Source organism: Aeromonas australiensis (genome assembly GCF_000819725.1).
GTDB classification, from domain to species: Bacteria; Pseudomonadota; Gammaproteobacteria; order Enterobacterales; family Aeromonadaceae; genus Aeromonas; species Aeromonas australiensis.
This window is the reverse complement of the sequence record NZ_CDDH01000057.1, coordinates 118,230-133,630: the sequence shown is the minus strand read 5'-3', so window position 1 is coordinate 133,630 and position 15,401 is coordinate 118,230. Positions and strand designations below refer to the sequence as shown.

The window sequence follows — 15,401 nt, the reverse complement described above, 5'->3', positions numbered from 1 at the left end:
GGGTTCTTCAGCAATCTGAGCCGCTCACTCGAGCGGCTTTTTGTTGGCACTTTGGTTGGTACGAACCCGCCTTCAGGCCGTGGTGGTACAGGTTCCGAAGTAGTCGGCCAGGAAGTCGTCAAACGACTGGCTGTCGCTACGCTCGCGTTCACGCTGCTTGGCCAGCGAATCCTTCGCCTCACCGGCAAAGTAGGCCTCATCCCAATACTGCAGCTCCCCTGCCAGCAGCTCCTCGCGATAGCGGGTCGCCAGCTTGTCGCCATAGCAGCCATTGTCCTTGCCGCTCTCCAGCAACTCCTTGAGCATGCGGGCGGAGTAAGTGAGCTCGGGGTTGAGCAGCTTCTCACGGTGCATCGCCAGCGTCTCGCGATAGCGGTTGCGGCCGCAGCAGCGATCCAGCAGCTCGGCCACCTGAGCCAGCTCGTCGAACAGTTTGAGGCCGTACTCTTTGAGGCCAATGGCATTGCCCTGCTCATCTTCCAGGGTCAGTCCGGGGCGACGCCCCTCCAGCACCACCTTGTTCTGGTTGCGGCGGTTGCGGGCAACCTCTTCGTCACTCAGCACCGGAGAGGGGCGCAGCAGGCACCAGACCAGGAACAGGTCGAAGAAGCGGATCTGGTCTGCGTCGATGCCGAGCGGGGTGAAGGGGTTGACGTCCACGGTGCGCAGCTCTATGTATTCGATGCCGCGCTGATCCAGCGCATCCGAGGGCTTCTCGCCACTGCGCGGGGTGCGCTTGGGGCGGATCGGGGCGTAGAGCTCGTTCTCCAGCTGCAACACATTGTCGTTGAGCTGACGATACTCCCCATCCACCTTGACCCCGATCTTGGCAAAGTCAGGATCATGAGTGTTGATGGCGCGGCGCAGGCTGCTGACATAAGCCGGCAGATTATCGTGGCTGATCTTGAGCCCAGCCTGGGCGCTGTTGGTATAGCCGAGATCGGAGAGACGCAGCGCGGTGGCGTAAGGCAGATAAAGGGTACCCTTGCCGGTCTTCTCGAACGGCAGCTTGCTGTTGCGCCCTTGGAGGAAGGATTCGCAGATGGCCGGAGAGGCACCGAACAGATAAGGCACCAGCCAGCCGAAGCGGTAGACGTTGCGAATAAGCCCCATGTACTTGTCGGAGATAAAGCGCTGGCTACAGCACCCTTCGCACACCAGATCCTGCCACTCACTCCAGAAGCTGTCGGGCATGGAGAAGTTGAAGTGCACCCCGGATATCACCTGCATCAGGCTGCCGTAGCGGTTCTTCAAGCCCTGGCGGTAGAGGGTCTTCATCTTGCCGATATTGGAGCTGCCGTACTGGGCCAGCCGGATACTCTCTTCCCCGCCGACGAAACAGGGCATGGAGAGCGGCCAAATCCGCTCGTCACCCAGATGCTGAATCACATGGTGATGGATGTCGCCGAGCTGCTCCATCAGGCTACCGATGGAGTCGGTGGCCGGGGTGATGAACTCCAGCAGGCTCTCCGAGTAGTCGGTGGTGATATTGGGATGGGTCAGGGCCGAGCCCAGCGCCCGGGGATGGTCACTCTGGGCGAGTCGGCCATCCGGCGTGATGCGCAGGCATTCACGTTCGATCCCGCGCCGGATCCCCTTGAGCGCGGTGAGGCGCTCCGGTGATCCCAACGCATTCAGCAACTCGGTGAGCGACAAGCTTGTTGTAGTCATATTCACGGCTCATGTGAGGCCACCCCGTCAGGGGCGGCTCTTGATTTTTATAAAGCGTCAGTTACGGCAACTGCAGCGGATAGATGGGAAGATGAAGCTCCTGCAGGGGTTTTTCAAGCTTTTGCTTGTCTCCCACCACCACGATCACCATGTCGGCCGGATTGAGCCAACGGGCGGCACTGGCCTTCAGCACCTCGGGCGACACCGTCTTGATCAGGTTGTTCTGAGCCTGCACATAGTCCGGTTTCAGGTCATACATCACCATCTGCAGCAGGAAGCCCGCCTTCTGGCCCAAGGTCTCGTAAGAGAGGGCATCCTGCTGGGAGACCGCGCTGCGCATATAGGCCAGCTCGACCGGGGTCGGGCCGCTCTTGCGGTAGTTGTCCATCTCCTTGAGGAACTGGCGGATGGCATCGACGGTCGCATCGGCCCGCACGTTGGCGCCGGTGGCGAAGGTGCCCACCTCGCGGTTGGCGGAGAAACCCGAGCTGGCACCGTAGGTGTAGCCCTTGTCTTCCCGCAGGTTGAGGTTGATGCGGCTGTTGAAGTTGCCACCCAGGTTGAAGTTCATCAGCCCGGCGGTGAAGTAATCCCCCGTGGTATCGAACGGCATGGCGCGGCGGCCGATGCGGATCACCGACTGGGGTGCCCCCGGCTTGTCGACCAGATAGATACCCGGCTTGGCCTGCTCACCCTTGAGCTTGAGATCCCCCAGAGTCGGCGTGGCCCCCTTCCACTGGGTCAGGAAGCCAAGTTGCTCCTCGATCTGCTTCTGCTCCACATCACCGACCACCACCACTTTGGCGTTGGTGGGGTTGTAGTAGGCCTGATAGAAGTGCTTCACGTCCGCCAGGGTCAGCTTGGCCACATCGGCCGGCACCCCGTCGGAGGGTTGACCGAGACGGTTCTGCTTGCCGTAGACCAGCTCGCGAAACGCCTGCCCGGCCAGCCACTCGGGCTGCTGCTGGGCCTGCTTCATCCCCTGCAGCAGTTGCGCCTTGACCCGCTCGAAGTCCGCCTCCCGCATGCCCGGGCGCTCCCATACTTCGCGCACCAGCGCCAGCGTCTGGGGCAGCTTGTCCGCCAGCGAGCTGATAGTGACCAGGGTGTTGTACTGGGCGCTGGAGACATCGATGGAAGATCCCAGCTTTTGCAGCTCGTCGCTCAGTTGTCCCTCGGTCAGGCGCACCGATCCCTGGCCCATCATGGCGGCGGTCAGATTGGCCAGCCCCAATTGCCCTTTATCTTCGGCACGAATACCACCCGGCAGGGCGATCATGATGGAAACGGCGGGGATCTCGTCACTCTTGGTGCCGATGATCTCGATGTTCTTGTCGAGCTTGCCGTGCCAGATGGCGGGCACCTTGACGCTCACCGCCTCGCTCGCCTTGGGCTGCACACTGCGATCGAAATTGTCTTTGACCGGTCGTTCGGCCAGCGCTTCGTCATGTTTGCTGTAATCCGGCAGCTCGCGCTTGGCGGGGGTAAAGTTCGGGGTGGCAACCTGCCACTCTGTCTTGCCCTTGGGCACCACGCTGAGCACCACCGCCGGCTTGTCGGCGATGAACTTGTCGTAGGCAGCCTTCACCTGCTCCGGTGTCACCTTGCCGATGGCATCGAGGGTTTTGAACACATAGTTGGGATCCTGGGCAAACACCTGACCCATGGCGAGCTGGCTCACCTTGCCGGAGACGCTGTCCAGACCCCAGATGGCAGAGGCGCGGTACTTGGCGATCGCTTTCTCCAGATCTTCCGGCTTGAGGCCGCGCTGGGCGAACTCGCCGATCACCTTGTCCACCTCCCCCTTGAGGGTCTTGAGGCTGCCATCCTGTGACGGATTGGGGTAGGCGTAGACGGTCAGAGTACAGGCCAGCTCTTCGCAGTAGTGGGACGCCCCCACATCGATCGCCTTGCCGGTTTTCACCAGCGACTGGTAGAGCATGGAGCTGGCGGAACCGCCCAGCACGTCGGCAAACATGTCGAGCGCCGGCTCCTGCGGATCGCCAAGAGAGACGGTCGGATAGCTGATATAGAGCAGCGGCAGGTGCACCTTGTCCTGCAGCGTCACATAGCGGGTCTCGGGCAGGGTCACCGGCTGTGGTGTCGGCTCGGCCACCTCCGGGCCGCGCGGGATGGAGCCGAAGTACTGCTCGATCCACGCGAGAGCCTGCTTGCTGTCAAAGTCGCCGCCCAGAGTCAGAGTGGCGTTGTTGGGGCCATACCAGCGCAGGAAGAACTGCTTGAGGTCGTTTACATCGACCCGGTCAAGATCTTCCACGTAACCGATGGGCTGCCAGGAGTAGGGGTGAGTGCGCGGATAGAGCGCCTCCCCCACCTTCTCGCTCACCAGGCCGTAAGGCCGGTTATCGACCCGCTGGGCCCGCTCGTTCTTGACGGTGGCGCGCTGGATCTCGAACTTCTTCTGGCTCACCGCCTCGAGCAGGAAGCCCATCCGATCCGCCTCCAGCCAGAGCACCTTCTCCAGCTGGTTGGCTGGCACTGTCTCGTAGTAGTTGGTGCGATCCTTGTTGGTGGTGCCGTTCATGGTACCGCCGGCCTCGTTGATGATCCGCATATGCTCCTGATCACCGACATGTTTCGAGCCCTGGAACATCATGTGCTCGAAGAAGTGGGCGAAACCGGACTTGCCGACCGTCTCGCGGGATGAACCGACGTGATAGGTCACATCGAGGTGCACCAAGGGATCGGAGCGGTCGGGGGCCAGGATCACGGTCAGGCCGTTGTCCAGCTTGTACATCTGGTAGGGGATGGCGAGCTTGCCCTCCTCCTTGCCCTGTTCGGCAATCAGGGTCGGTGCCGCCAGCACCGGCAGGGTGAAGCCCAGCAGAATCGTTAAAGGTATGACTTTGTTCACGGTAACCTCGTGAGTGACAAAAACAGGCTAGAAAATGTGACTGGCCAGCAGAAAAACCAGGGCATAACGGAACAATTTGCCGAGCCCGATCAAAATGAGAGAGCGCCAGAAGGAGAGGCGCAGCCAACCGGCCAACAGACAGAGACCATCACCGACCACCGGCGTCCAGGCAAGCAGCAGACACCAGTGACCATGTTGTTTGAGCCAGCCTAAGGCTTTTTGTTCCCCACGGCCTTGAAAATCTTCCGGTTTTTTCTTGAAGGTGGCGAGCCATCCAAGCCACCAGGTGGTCATGGAGCCGAGGGTATTGCCCAGCGTCGCCCACAGCAACAGGCTCGCCATGCTCCACTCCCCCTTGGCCGCCATGGCCCCCAGCAGCACTTCGGAGCTACCGGGCAGCAGGGTGGCTGAGGTGAAGGCGCTTAAAAAGAGCCACCCCAGCCCCATCTCGGTAATGCCATTCATCCGGGTAGGCCGTCAACCACAGGCATCCGCAGCAGCAACTTGCCGCGCACATGGCCCCCTTCGATAGCCTGATGGGCCAGCGCCCCCTCGGCCAGGGGGAACTCACCGGCAAGGGTGACCTTCACCTCCCCCTGACGCAGCAGCATCAACATCTGCCCCAGCTGCTTCTGGTCGGGGTGAACCAACATGCCGACCACCTCGATACCCGCTGCAGCCCCTGCATCCTTGATCTGCTGGGCAGTGATGGTGGGGACCGTCACCAGACGGCCACCCGGCTTGACGCAGGCGAGCGCCGCCTTGCCGCTCTCGCCGCCCACCAGATCCAGCACCAGATCGACCCGGCCGGCCTCAGCCACCACCCGTGCTGGCCAGCTCGCATCATGGTAATCCACCATCCAGCGCGCCCCCAGCGCGTGCAGGAAGCCATGGTTATCGGGGCTGGCGGTAGCCGCCACCTCGGCGCCACAGGCGCTGGCAAACTGCACCGCCAGATGGCCGACCCCCCCGGCACCGGCGAGGATCAATACCCGCTGACCGCTCTTGAGGCCGCCGTGCTCAAGCAGCCCCTGCCAGGCGGTAAGACCGGCCAGCGGCAGCGCCGCCCCCTGCTGCAGGCTCACCTCGTCGAGCTTGACCAACTCGCGCTCGCTTGCCACCACAGACTCCCCGTAGCCACCAGCGGTGAGGGGAAAACCGACCATGCCGCACACCCGATCCCCCTCGACCAGCGAGGTCACCCCGGGGCCCACCTTCTCCACCACGCCGGAGATGTCATAACCCGGTGTCCAGGGCAGCTTGTCCTTGTTCTGGGCCGCCGCCCAGCCAAGACCTGCGCGGGTTTTGGCATCGATGGGGTTGACCCCCGCAAAGCAGATGTGCACCCGCACTTCGCCGTCGGCAGGCATCTTGTCGAGGGAAGGGTTGAGCTTGAGTACCGAGGGGTCGCCAAATGCGGTAATCTGTAATTGCGTCATTGCACGATCCATCCTGTTGAGTGATGAAGGGTCAACAGCATAACAGTGAGGACACCATGGCTCGAATGTTTCTTATTCCCCTGCTACTCGCACTGGGCTGGTGGGCATTTTTACTCTACTTCCGCATCCCGCTCAAACAGGGGGCCAAGGGGTTTTACTGGATCATCGGCATCGGTGGCGGACTAGCTGCCTTCCTCAGCCTGATGATGGTGCTGACCCATTAATGGTTACGCGTTTGATATCGGATAAAGGGAGCAACAATGCTGAGCGGATTGAATCATTTGACCTTGGCAACGGGAGACCTTGAAAGGAGCTTTACGTTTTACGTTGATGTACTCGGTTTTCACCCCAAGGTGCGATGGGTTCGCGGGGCCTATTTAACTCTGGGGGAGCTGTGGCTCTGCCTCTCCAGTGACTCCGCTAAGCCCGCCAAAGACTACAGTCATGTTGCACTGAGCATCAGTGCGGAACACTTCCCCGAGTTCTGTGCCCGCCTGCGCCAGGCGGGCATCGAAGAGTGGAAGACAAACAGCAGCGAAGGGGACTCATTCTATTTAAAAGACCCGGACGGCCATCAACTGGAGATCCATGTTGGCGACCTTGCCAGCCGCCTCGATTCACTCAAGACACGCCCTTATGAGGGCCTCGTCTGGTTCGATTAAAACAGGTTCAATCGCTGTCAGTACGCAGGTGATAGTGGCGATTGCTCCCCTGCCCCAGCACCCCTTGCGACAGCAAATGGTGGAACACCCGATCCACCTCCTCCAGCGAGAGTGACAGCGCCTGTGCCACCGAGCGCTTGCTGCACTTTAGCTCACCACTCATCAGCGCACCGCGCACCTGCGCCAGCACTTCGGGGGCCGGCTCTGGGGGCATCATGGGCTCGGGCTGGGTTGCCATCGCCAACGCTTCCTGCGCCTCTCTGCGAGCATGATCCCGCTGCCAGCGCCATATCCGGCGAAAGCGGTTCTCTTCACCGATCAGGCTGACGAAGAAGGCACCGAACACGTCGAGCAGCACCGAGAGGAAGCAGACCAGCAGGAACTGCACCTGACTGATGCTCATCCCCACCCCGTCCGCCAGACTGCTCATCAACCCCAGCATGGAAGATTGCTCGTTGACCGGCTTGGCATCGCGCTGCTGACGCAGCTCATCCTGCTGCAAGCGCAGCTTGGTGTTGGCATGCTGCAACGAGGAGACGCCACTGGAGATGCGCTCCAGCTCGATATATTTGCGGGCCGCCTCCTCATTGAGCTGGATCTGCCGCTCGATGCTGGCAATCTGCTCGTCAAAACGGGCGAGCTCCCGCTCGTGGCGCGCCTGCTGGCTCAATACCGTGTTGGTGGCGCTGTTGATACCACCGATACTGCCGCCGATGGAGATGGCCGCCAGCACGCTGTAAAACAGCAGCGACCAGAAGGCACCACTCAGATCCCGCCGCGCCTTGCGCTCGCCGTACTCATACCAGACGTAAAATTTACCCAGTTCGAAAATGATGGCTAGGCCGCCGAACAACCACTTCATCAACGGGTTGTCATCGATGGAGAGGAACAACAACAGGGAGAAGATGATGGAGGCCAGAATGGCCAGCCCGGTGAAACTGTATACCGTGATCAGAGCAAACCACCCCTTGGGGTAGCGCAATGCAGAGGAGTCCTGTGTAGTCATGATGAAGGGGTGTGCTGTTCAGGAAAAGTTGGCTGCCGATTATAGTCGCCAGACTCGCCCAGAGAAGGGCAAATGACTGAATTCCTTCAGATTGGCAACCAGCTGCCCAGAGTGCGACCAAAACGGACAAATCGGCAGCAGAAAAGCGATACAATCCCTCCCTGACTTGATCATGTAGTGAGATGGGGAACAGTTCCGCCCGGGTTCAGCTCCGCTCTGTACACTCATCCACCGTTGCAATTATCCGAGGCCATCATGAACAGTAAGACCACTTTGCTACTCTCCCTTCTTCTGGTTAGCGGCAGCGCCGCAGCGACACAGCAATATCAAGAGAGCAGTGGCTCCGAATTCTCCGTCGATGAGCTTAAATTCAATCTGGACTGGGATGACAAGCAGTTTGGCTGGAGCCAGAACGACTGCCTCGACCTGGGGGTCGGCGCAACCGCCCCAGCCGATTGCAGGGCGGTAAGATTCAATCTGGAAGATGAAGAGAACCGCAACCAGCCACCGCAAACCAACCAGCGCCCTGCCAACTCGCAGAGTAGCCAATAACGACAGGAGTACCCTTGCGATGACCCAAGCCAAACACAACCCAATTATCCATCGTGGCGCCCTGCTGCTCTCCCTGCTGATGGCGCACGGCATCGCGGTTGCGGCGCCGCCAAGCAAACATAGCGATGGCATCAAGATCTCCGGTGATGACATCAGGATCAATCTCGACTGGGATAACAACGAGTACGACTGGTGGCAGGACAACTGCCTGGATCTTGGCATTGGCGACAGCAGGATCAAACTCAACTGTGACAAGATGGATGGCAAATATCGGGATCACTACAACCGCAGCATCCACAGCGGCAATAACCCGGGCCGAGGTCACGACAAACATCATGACAAGAACAAAGGCAACGGCAAGAAGAACTGATCCTCGGTTCCTTATACCGCAGGGGCCTGGCGCCCCTGCGCTGATTGTTTTACCAATAGTTCTCCGCACTGATATTGCCCGGCGACCGCCGCAAATTCTTGGCCAACCCCAGCGTCAGCAAGGTCTGCTGGGTCTCTTTCACCATCTCAGGGTTACCGCAGATCAGCACCTGACTTCGCTCGGGTGAGAACTCCAGCCCCACTCGAGCCTGCAGCTGACCATTGGCAATCGCCGCCGGGATCCGCCCTGCCATTGTATCGGGCCAAAGCTCGCGGCTGACAAAGGGGACATAGTGAAAGCGCGCGCCATACTGCTCGGCAAAGCTGGCGATCAAATCCTGATAGCTCAGCTCCTCGCCTTTACGTACCCCATGCACCAGCACCAGATTGTCGAAGCGGTTGAAGGCTTCCCCATCGGCCAGCATGGAGAGGAAGGGGCCGATGGCAGTGCCGGTCGAGAGCAGCCAGAGATCGCGCCCGGCGGGCACTTCGTCCAGCGTCAGAAAACCGGTCGCCCGGGATTGCACCAGCAGGGTATCGCCTGCTTGCAGCGAGCCGAGGGAAGGGGTCAGCTCACCGCTCGGGATCTCGACCAGATAGAACTCGTGGTATGGCGCAGAGGGAGGGTTGACGAAGGAGTAGGCGCGCTGAATGCGGCGATCGCCCTGCTCGAGGGCCAGCTTGGTGAATTGCCCTGCCTTGTAGGGAGCCAGATCGGCCGTTACCCGCAGGGAGAACAGGGTGGGTGTCCATTCGATGCGTTCGATGACGCGGCCTTCTACCCAAGCCATAGGGATCTCCTCCAGTGGAACAGAATTCCACTCTACCCCCGGGCCAGAAAATAAAAAACCCGCGCAAGTGCGCGGGTTTTCTCTGCAAAAGCGAATCGCTATTACAGGGCAACAACCTGGATCTGTACGGTTGCTTTAACGTCAGCGTGCAGCTGAACAGCAACTTCGTACTCGCCGGTGTTACGCAGAACGTTGCCCATGCGGACCTCGCTCTTGGCAACAGCAACGCCGGCAGCAGTGATGGCTTCAGCCACGTCACGGGTACCGATGGAACCGAACAGCTTGCCTTCGTCGCCAGATTTGGAGGCGATAACAACAGCAGCCAGTTCACCCAGCTTGGCAGCGCGCTCTTCAGCGGCAGCTTTACCGGCAGCCAGTTTGGCTTCCAGTTCAGCACGGCGAGCATCGAAAGATTCGATGTTAGCCTTGGTAGCCATAACGGCTTTGCCTTGCGGGATCAGATAGTTACGGGCGTAGCCAGCTTTAACAGCGACTTGATCACCCAGACCGCCCAGTTTGGCGATTTTGTCGAGCAGGATAACTTGCATTACCTTTCCTCTATAAATTTCGTTGAGTTAGGCTTAAGTGCCGGGCCGATTCTTACTTGTTGTGCAGATCGGTGTACGGCAGCAGAGCCAGGTAACGAGCACGCTTGATGGCGCGTGCCAGCTGACGCTGATACTTGGCGCGGGTACCGGTGATACGGCTCGGTACGATCTTGCCAGATTCAGTGATGTAGTTTTTCAGAGTAACGATATCTTTGTAGTCGATCTCGGTAACGTTCTCGGCGGTGAAGCGGCAGAACTTACGACGACGGAAATAACGTGCCATGGCCTTTATCCTCTAGTCAGTGATCCAGAATTACTCTTCGGAAGCAGCTTCAGTAGCTTCTTCGCGGCGCTCGTCGTCACGACGGGTGAAGCGCTCTTCTTTGGCCTTGGCCATCGGAGAAACTTCAGTCACGGCGTGCTTGGTGCGCATGATCATGTTGCGGATAACGGCATCGTTGAAGCGGAAGTTGGTTTCCAGCTCATCGATAACGGCTTGCTCTGCTTCTACGTTCATCAGAACGTAGTGGGCTTTGTGCAGTTTGTCGATCGGGTAAGCCAGCTGACGACGGCCCCAATCTTCCAGGCGATGAATGGTACCACCGGAGGTGGTGATGGCGCCGGTGTAACGCTCGATCATGCCGGGAACTTGCTCGCTCTGGTCCGGATGAACCATGAAGACGATTTCGTAATGACGCATTTTAGCTCCTTACGGATTAATTCAGCCTCCGCCCAGGTGCAGCCAGACCTCGGAGGCAAGGAACATAATGGTGTTTAGTCGCTGCTTTTCTAGGGCGGCGTATTGTACAAAATCACATCCCCCACTGCAACTGACTGCCTTAAATGTTTTTCCCGATGGAAATCATCAGAAACAACAATTGATAATAATTATCATTTAGATTTATTCTCTCTCCATATCCTTATGGAGGGTAATGCCATGCAACCCGCACTGACGACAACGATTCCAGCCCGCAAATTCAAACTGACCCTGCTCGGGCCTGCCTTTATCGCCGCCATCGGCTATATCGACCCGGGCAACTTTGCCACCAATATTCAGGCAGGCTCCACCTTTGGCTACCAGCTGCTCTGGGTAGTGGTATGGGCCAACCTGATGGCCATGGTGGTGCAAACCCTCTCGGCCAAGCTCGGCATCGTCACCGGCAAGAATCTGGCGGAGCATATCCGTGACCGACTGCCAAAACCGGCGGTCTGGGCCTACTGGGTGCAGGCAGAGATCATCGCCATGGCCACCGATCTGGCCGAATTTATCGGCGCCGCAGTCGGCTTCAAGCTGCTGCTTGGCGTAACCTTGCTTGAAGGAGCCTGTATCACCGCCGTGGTGACCTGGGGGATCCTGATGTTGCAATCCCGTGGTCAGAAACCGCTGGAATTGGTGGTCGGCGGCCTGCTGTTGTTTGTCGCGGCGGCCTACATCGTGGAGCTGATCTTCTCCCGCCCCCATCTGCCCAGCCTGCTGGAGGGCGCTCTCTTCCCCGGTCTGCCCAACAGTGATGCCGTCTATCTGGCTGCCGGGGTGCTTGGTGCCACCGTGATGCCCCACGTTATCTACCTGCACTCGGCGCTGACCCAGCACACACAGGATCAGGGTTCAATCAGCCAGCGGCTGCACACCACCCGGGTCGATGTAGCCATTGCCATGACCATCGCCGGCTTCGTCAATCTGGCGATGATGGCGATGGCGGCCGCCGCCTTTCATAGCTCCGGCCATCAGCAGGTGGCCGAACTGGAGTCCGCCTACCAGACCCTCACTCCGCTGCTGGGGCAAGCTGCGGCCACCCTGTTCGGCCTCTCGCTGGTCGCCTCCGGCATCAGCTCTACCGTGGTAGGCACGTTGGCCGGGCAAGTGGTGATGCAAGGCTTTGTCCGCTTTACCATCCCGCTCTGGCTGCGTCGCGCCATCACCATGGCCCCCGCCTTCGTGGTGATCGCCATGGGGCTCAACACCACTGAAATTCTGGTGCTGAGTCAGGTGATCCTGAGCTTTGGCATCGCGCTGGCCCTGATCCCGTTGTTGATACTGACCGGCGATCGGGCGCTGATGGGGCAACATCGCAACCACCCCGTCACACAGGCGGTAGGCCGTCTTATCGTTGCGCTGGTGATCGGGCTCAACGCCTATCTGCTGGTCGCCATGATCTAGCGAACCCTAAAACCGAGAAGAAGAGGGGCTCATTAACTCTGGTTAATGAGCCCTTTCGCACTTTGGCGTATGCTGCCGCTTTCTCTTCTCATTTATCGTTGCGGGAGCCTTGCCATGGAACATACCCGAGCCAGCTTCGTGCTGGGCCATCATCAGGAGCAGGCCAGCGTGGTCTGTTGCCAGCGTGGCGACACCACACTGCTGGTCACCGACCTCACCCCTTTTCATCCCCAGAGCCACCTCTGGCCCGATCAGCCGGGGGATGTGGGACATGCTCGCTGGGAAGGGGGCGAAGCCGCCATTGGCCCTTGCCGGATGGGGGCTATCAGCCCGGATGGCGAGCTGTTTGTCGATACTGCGATTCCGGTAAAACGGGGGGCTGAAGGGTGGCGTTTCGTGGTGGTCCATCCGCTGACCGGTGACCACGCGCTGGCCGTTGGCAGCCAGGTCGAATTGAAAGTGGATAGCGCTGCCCGCCACGCCCTGAGTCTGGGCCATAGCGGCTGCCATCTGGCCGCACTAGCACTCAATCGAGCACTAACTCCCTACTGGCGCAAGGAGGTAAGCGAGCGCGATGCACTGGGCCAGCCCGACTTCGATCGTCTTGCTATTCAAAGTTCGCGGGTCGAGCCTATGGGATCCCGCGAGCAGTACCGCATCGGCAAAAGCCTGCGCAAGAAGGGGGTCAACAGCGAGGCGCTGCTGGCAGATCTGGCGCTGATTGAAGAGCAGGTCAATCAGCAGCTGGCCGACTGGATCGCAGCCGGGAGCGAGATCCACCGCAGCCGCGCTGGCGAGGCGATCATCGATTCCCGTTACTGGCACTGCACGCTGGACGGCCTGGAGGTGACCATTCCCTGTGGCGGCACCCACGTTGCCTCGCTCGCCGAGTTGGGAGAGGTCAAGGTAGAGCTCACTCAAGTGGAAGAGGGCTTTGCCATGCTGACCCGGGTCACGCCAACCGGCGCCTGAGTGCACAGTCTGAACCCCCCAGGGAGCACGATAGAGAGGCGCCATCGAGAGATGGCAACCATCATGACTCTGCATATCAAGCTCTGGCAATCGGCGCACAGAAGTGCTTCTTTTTTAACCGTTCGCTGAGTAGAATGCGCCTCCCACAGGAGGCACATCACATGAGTAGTACCCAACTGCGCACCACCCCGGATCGACTTCGTTATCTGGTTCTCTACGAAGGGATCGGGCTGGCACTGGTCGCACCGCTGATCAGCCAGCTGTTCGGTCAGGGCGTCGCCGAGGTCGGTTCGCTGGCCATCTTCTTCTCCATCGTCGCCACCGCCTGGACCTACGGCTGGAATCTGTTGTTCGACAAGGGGTTGCTCAAACTGTGCGGACGCACCAACAAGCGCCCATTGGACCGCTTCCTGCACGCATTTGGCTATGAGGCGAGCTTTATGATGATCTCCCTCCCTTGCGTCATGTTCTGGCTCGATTTGGGAGTGTGGGACGCCCTGATGCTGGATCTCGGTTTCGTCGCCTTCTACCTCGTCTACATCATGGTCTTTACCTGGGCCTATGAGCGGATCTGGCCGCTGCCATCCAGCCCCCTGACGGCATAAGGCATCAGCCGCAACAAGGCTGACAGAAGAAACAGAACAGGCAGGAAAAGCCAAGGAGCACTAAAACCGGAAGGATGGGAAAATCCCATAAAAACAATGCCAGTCAGCAAGCTGACTGGCATTGGACAAAACAGACTTTCGGACTTACTTGACGGCGTCTTTCAGCGCCTTGCCAGCCACGAATGAAGGCACGTTGGCAGCAGCAATCTGGATCTCTTTACCAGTTTGCGGGTTACGACCGGTGCGGCCTGCGCGGTGGGTAACCTTGAAGGTGCCAAAACCGACCAGTTGCACAGCATCGCCTTCTTTCAAGCTCTGGGTAATACCATTGATGATCTCTTCCAGAGCCACTTTGGCCTGAGCTTTGCTCAGATCTGCTTTGGCGGCAATCGCATCGACAAGTTGAGCTTTGTTCATAACATTTCCTTTATGATCGGGCATTTAGCGCTGGGTCACTCTATGCAAAAAAAAACACACAGGCAAAGCCTTTATCGAGCCGAACGCGTCAAACGCTGGGGTTTTCATCAAGATCTGCGAAAATAGTCACATTCCATCCCGGAAAAAAACCGAACCGGCCTGAAAGCTGCAATGAAAGTTGCAAGTAGAGGGAAACCATCAACCGTCTATTTCTTCGCCACTTAACAATATCCCCGCATAGCTATTGACGCTTGGTCAGATTTTCCCTAGTTATAGGTTGTGTCACTGCTCAAACGGCTCGGAATACCGAACTATCGGCCAGCCTTTGCCCCACGGAGGGATAGGGATTATGTTGACGAAACTGGAACAGACCAAGCAGGCGCTGGCTGGCAAGCACAAAGCCATCGATGCCTGGCTGGATGCAAGACAAGCGCTGCTGGTTGGATATATGCAGCTGGCAGGCCTCACTCCAGCGCGCACCAAGCAACGCAGCCTGCCCAAGGCAGAAGAGCTGCATCACTTCTGCGACCGCTTGGTTGACTATGTTAGTGCGGGCCATTTCGAAATTTACCACCACGTGGTCACCGCCTTCGAGCAAGCCAGCGGCGAAACGCTGGAGTTGGCCAAGCGCATCTATCCCCACATTCGCACCAGCACCGAATTCGCCCTCGAGTTCAACGATAAATACAGCGACGCCGACGAGGCTCAATTGTTGCTTCTTGATGACGATCTCAACGAGCTGGGCCCAGTACTGGAAGAGCGGTTCAAACAGGAAGATCGCCTGGTTAAAGCGCTGCATGTGGTTGAATCCTTGAGTACCCAGCAAACCTGAACGCTATTTTCGGAGCAAGTTCAAGATACTGGCAACCAGGGTGGATTACACTCAGAGCAATGGCCCTAGCATCTACACTTATTGCATACAGGAGATAAGCATGTCTGAGCGCCGACGTTTTGCACGGATCCTCTACTTGACCATGGCAGAACTGACCCAGGGAGAACAGAAGTGGCAGACTCAGCTTGTCGACATCTCCTTGCAGGGCGCACTGCTGATCCGACCCGATGATTGGGAGAGTCGTGACAACAAGGAGTACCAGCTCAGCTTTACCCTGAGTGGCAGCGACATCGAGATCAAGATGCAGGTCGAACTAAATCATGAAGCCAGCAAGAAGCTGGGATTCTACTGTCACCATATCGATATCGACAGCGCCACCCACCTCAAGCGGATGATCGAGCTCAACGTCGGTGATGAAGAACTGCTCCATCGTGAGTTGGAACAACTACTGAGCGAACATCTGGAACACCCCCACCCCTGACCCTATTCGGATATATCTAT

19 protein-coding genes are annotated in these 15,401 nt (G+C 58.8%); 9 read left to right on the top strand and 10 right to left on the bottom strand.

What is annotated here, in order from left to right:
- Positions 1 to 72: 72 nt before the first annotated feature.
- The 4 genes from gshA to BN1117_RS09530 all read right to left on the bottom strand — a co-directional run bounded on the left by gshA (position 73) and on the right by BN1117_RS09530 (position 5,985).
- Positions 73 to 1,671 carry a glutamate--cysteine ligase gene (gshA, locus tag BN1117_RS09545; RefSeq protein WP_040096837.1) on the bottom strand — a complete coding sequence of 533 codons (1,599 nt, stop codon included), beginning with the start codon at positions 1,669 to 1,671 and terminating at the stop codon, positions 73 to 75.
- Between the two features lie 61 nt (positions 1,672 to 1,732).
- Complete coding sequence (locus tag BN1117_RS09540) at positions 1,733 to 4,546, bottom strand: M16 family metallopeptidase (protein WP_040096835.1); 2,814 nt, start codon at positions 4,544 to 4,546, stop codon at positions 1,733 to 1,735.
- Positions 4,547 to 4,573: 27 nt separating this feature from the next.
- On the bottom strand, positions 4,574 to 5,011 hold the full coding sequence (locus tag BN1117_RS09535; RefSeq protein WP_005340498.1) for a YqaA family protein: 438 nt from the start codon (positions 5,009 to 5,011) through the stop codon (positions 4,574 to 4,576).
- A complete protein-coding gene (locus tag BN1117_RS09530; protein WP_052441471.1) occupies positions 5,008 to 5,985 on the bottom strand; it encodes an NADP-dependent oxidoreductase in 978 nt (325 codons plus the stop codon). Before BN1117_RS09530 ends, BN1117_RS09535 begins: the two co-directional genes overlap by 4 nt.
- Positions 5,986 to 6,041: 56 nt before the next feature.
- On the opposite strand from BN1117_RS09530, the gene BN1117_RS19440 reads away from it, so the two are divergent.
- Positions 6,042 to 6,209 (top strand): hypothetical protein, encoded by a 168-nt coding sequence (locus BN1117_RS19440; protein ID WP_005308905.1) that lies wholly within the window; start codon positions 6,042 to 6,044, stop codon positions 6,207 to 6,209.
- A gap of 36 nt (positions 6,210 to 6,245) precedes the next feature.
- The gene (gene fos / locus BN1117_RS09525) at positions 6,246 to 6,647 is read left to right on the top strand and encodes a fosfomycin resistance glutathione transferase (RefSeq protein ID WP_040096831.1); all 402 of its coding nucleotides are present in this window, start codon (positions 6,246 to 6,248) and stop codon (positions 6,645 to 6,647) included.
- Between the two features lie 7 nt (positions 6,648 to 6,654).
- Here the strand turns inward: fos and BN1117_RS09520 are convergent, their stop codons facing one another.
- Positions 6,655 to 7,653, bottom strand: coding sequence for a hypothetical protein (locus tag BN1117_RS09520; RefSeq protein WP_040096829.1), 999 nt, complete (start codon positions 7,651 to 7,653; stop codon positions 6,655 to 6,657).
- 255 nt (positions 7,654 to 7,908) lie between these two features.
- On the opposite strand from BN1117_RS09520, the gene BN1117_RS19015 reads away from it, so the two are divergent.
- Both BN1117_RS19015 and BN1117_RS09510 read left to right on the top strand, forming a co-directional pair.
- Positions 7,909 to 8,205, top strand: a complete 297-nt coding sequence (locus BN1117_RS19015) for a hypothetical protein (RefSeq protein WP_082032582.1) — start codon at positions 7,909 to 7,911, stop codon at positions 8,203 to 8,205.
- Positions 8,206 to 8,224: 19 nt separating this feature from the next.
- Positions 8,225 to 8,575, top strand: a complete 351-nt coding sequence (locus BN1117_RS09510; RefSeq protein ID WP_040096825.1) for a hypothetical protein — start codon at positions 8,225 to 8,227, stop codon at positions 8,573 to 8,575.
- Positions 8,576 to 8,624: 49 nt separating this feature from the next.
- Here BN1117_RS09510 and BN1117_RS09505 read toward each other — a convergent pair whose 3' ends face one another.
- The 4 genes from BN1117_RS09505 to rpsF all read right to left on the bottom strand — a co-directional run bounded on the left by BN1117_RS09505 (position 8,625) and on the right by rpsF (position 10,613).
- Positions 8,625 to 9,365, bottom strand: coding sequence for a ferredoxin--NADP reductase (locus BN1117_RS09505; protein WP_040096823.1), 741 nt, complete (start codon positions 9,363 to 9,365; stop codon positions 8,625 to 8,627).
- Between the two features lie 101 nt (positions 9,366 to 9,466).
- Positions 9,467 to 9,913 carry a 50S ribosomal protein L9 gene (rplI, locus tag BN1117_RS09500; protein WP_040096822.1) on the bottom strand — a complete coding sequence of 149 codons (447 nt, stop codon included), beginning with the start codon at positions 9,911 to 9,913 and terminating at the stop codon, positions 9,467 to 9,469.
- Positions 9,914 to 9,965: 52 nt separating this feature from the next.
- A complete protein-coding gene (rpsR, locus tag BN1117_RS09495; protein ID WP_005308890.1) occupies positions 9,966 to 10,196 on the bottom strand; it encodes a 30S ribosomal protein S18 in 231 nt (76 codons plus the stop codon).
- A 30-nt stretch (positions 10,197 to 10,226) separates the two neighbouring features.
- Positions 10,227 to 10,613 (bottom strand): 30S ribosomal protein S6, encoded by a 387-nt coding sequence (gene rpsF, locus BN1117_RS09490; RefSeq protein WP_005308887.1) that lies wholly within the window; start codon positions 10,611 to 10,613, stop codon positions 10,227 to 10,229.
- Positions 10,614 to 10,850: 237 nt separating this feature from the next.
- Here rpsF and BN1117_RS09485 point away from each other — a divergent pair, with 237 nt between their 5' ends.
- From BN1117_RS09485 to BN1117_RS09475, 3 genes are all read left to right on the top strand, one after another.
- Positions 10,851 to 12,074 (top strand): Nramp family divalent metal transporter, encoded by a 1,224-nt coding sequence (locus tag BN1117_RS09485; protein ID WP_040096820.1) that lies wholly within the window; start codon positions 10,851 to 10,853, stop codon positions 12,072 to 12,074.
- 114 nt (positions 12,075 to 12,188) lie between these two features.
- A complete protein-coding gene (locus tag BN1117_RS09480) occupies positions 12,189 to 13,046 on the top strand; it encodes an alanyl-tRNA editing protein (protein ID WP_040096818.1) in 858 nt (285 codons plus the stop codon).
- Between the two features lie 161 nt (positions 13,047 to 13,207).
- Complete coding sequence (locus BN1117_RS09475; RefSeq protein WP_052441470.1) at positions 13,208 to 13,651, top strand: PACE efflux transporter; 444 nt, start codon at positions 13,208 to 13,210, stop codon at positions 13,649 to 13,651.
- Between the two features lie 144 nt (positions 13,652 to 13,795).
- On the opposite strand, the gene hupA is transcribed toward BN1117_RS09475, so the two are convergent.
- Positions 13,796 to 14,068, bottom strand: a complete 273-nt coding sequence (gene hupA / locus BN1117_RS09470) for a nucleoid-associated protein HU-alpha (protein WP_005340484.1) — start codon at positions 14,066 to 14,068, stop codon at positions 13,796 to 13,798.
- A gap of 349 nt (positions 14,069 to 14,417) precedes the next feature.
- Between hupA and BN1117_RS09465 the strand changes: the two genes are divergently transcribed.
- Together BN1117_RS09465 and BN1117_RS09460 are read left to right on the top strand one after the other, a co-directional pair.
- Positions 14,418 to 14,900 carry an Rsd/AlgQ family anti-sigma factor gene (locus BN1117_RS09465; RefSeq protein ID WP_040096817.1) on the top strand — a complete coding sequence of 161 codons (483 nt, stop codon included), beginning with the start codon at positions 14,418 to 14,420 and terminating at the stop codon, positions 14,898 to 14,900.
- 100 nt (positions 14,901 to 15,000) lie between these two features.
- Positions 15,001 to 15,381: a PilZ domain-containing protein gene (locus BN1117_RS09460; protein WP_040096815.1), complete on the top strand. Its 381-nt coding sequence runs from the start codon at positions 15,001 to 15,003 to the stop codon at positions 15,379 to 15,381.
- The last annotated feature ends 20 nt before the right edge of the window (positions 15,382 to 15,401 follow it).